The organism is Synechococcus sp. BA-120 BA3, assembly GCF_034931285.1.
GTDB lineage: Bacteria > Cyanobacteriota > Cyanobacteriia > PCC-6307 > Cyanobiaceae > Cyanobium.
This window is the reverse complement of record NZ_JAYGHZ010000181.1, coordinates 1-1,227: the sequence shown is the minus strand read 5'-3', so window position 1 is coordinate 1,227 and position 1,227 is coordinate 1. Positions and strand designations below refer to the sequence as shown.

Annotated in this window: 1 protein-coding gene and 1 pseudogene; both read left to right on the top strand. The window is 76.0% G+C overall.

What is annotated here, in order from left to right:
• Positions 1-1,038, top strand: a pseudogene (locus VB737_RS07095) (UvrD-helicase domain-containing protein); the annotation flags it as partial.
• Positions 1,035-1,227, top strand: a 193-nt coding sequence (locus VB737_RS07090; protein WP_500312219.1) for a hypothetical protein, incomplete at its 3' end; no start/stop codon positions are given. The pseudogene VB737_RS07095 and the gene VB737_RS07090, both read left to right, overlap by 4 nt.

The window sequence follows — 1,227 nt, the reverse complement described above, 5'->3', positions numbered from 1 at the left end:
GTGGAGGCCCTGCGCTGCGGACCAGTGCCCCTGCGCACCCTGGACACCAGCTGGGGCCGCAGCAGCTACACGGGCTGGACCCGCGCCGCCCACGGCGCCGGGGTCTCCGAGGCGGCCCTCGACGCAGGCCGCGACATCAGCGATCCCAGCCCCGATGGCGAGGTCCCGGAAGGCGGGGACGCGGCCCTGTGGCCGGAGCAGGGTCCCCTGGCCGGCTTCGCCCGTGGAGCGGGGGCCGGGGACTGCCTGCACCGGATGCTGGAGCAGCTGGACTACCGGGTCCCCACCGACACGCCCGCCAGCCGGGAGCTGGTGGAACGGGAGCTGCGCCGGGCGGGGCTGGAGACGGAAGACCTGGAGCCCCTGCTGCGGGGCCTGGAGCAGGTGCGCCTCACCCCCTTCGGCGGCGGGCTGGGGTCCCTGCGGGTGGCCGATCTGGGGCCGGAGCGCCGGCTCAACGAACTCAGCTTCGACCTCACCCTCGGCTTCGCCAGGGCGGCGGAGCTGGCGGCTGCCTTCGCGGACCATCCCGGCGGCGCCTTCGGTGCCGCCTACGCGGCCGCCGTGGGGAGCCTGCCGGTGGCCAGCCGCGGCTTCCTCACCGGCTCGATCGACCTGGTCTTCACCGCCGCCGATGCCGATGGCGAGGAGCGCTGGTGGGTGGCCGACTGGAAGAGCAACTGGCTGGGCCGGCGGGACGGCGAGGGCAGACCCCTGGCCTGCGGCCCCCGCCACTACGGCCAGGAGGCGATGGCCGCCCTGATGGCCCAGAGCCACTACCTCCTGCAGGCCCACCTCTACCTGGTGGCCCTGCACCGCTACCTGGGCTGGCGCCTGCCCGGCTACGACCCCGAGCGCCATCTGGGTGGATACGCCTACGTCTTCCTGCGCGGGGCGCCCGGGGAAGCGGGGGCGCAGGCCCGTGGCGGAGCCGTGCCGGGCATGTTCGTGGAGCGTCCGCCCCTGGGCAGGGTCCTGGCTCTCGACGGGGCCCTGGGGGGCCACGGCACGGACGGCGCTGGGGAGGACCCGTCATGAGGGAACCCCTCCAGACCCCCCAGCCCTGGGTGGGAGCCCTCGCCCTCAGCCTGGCGGAAGCCCTGCCGCGCCTGCACGGCACCCGCCCCGATCCCCTGGTCGGCGAGCTGATCGCCGCCCTCACCGCGGCCCTGGCCCGGGGCGAGCTGGAGCTGGACCTGCGGGGCCCGCGACCAGTGGAGGTGAGCG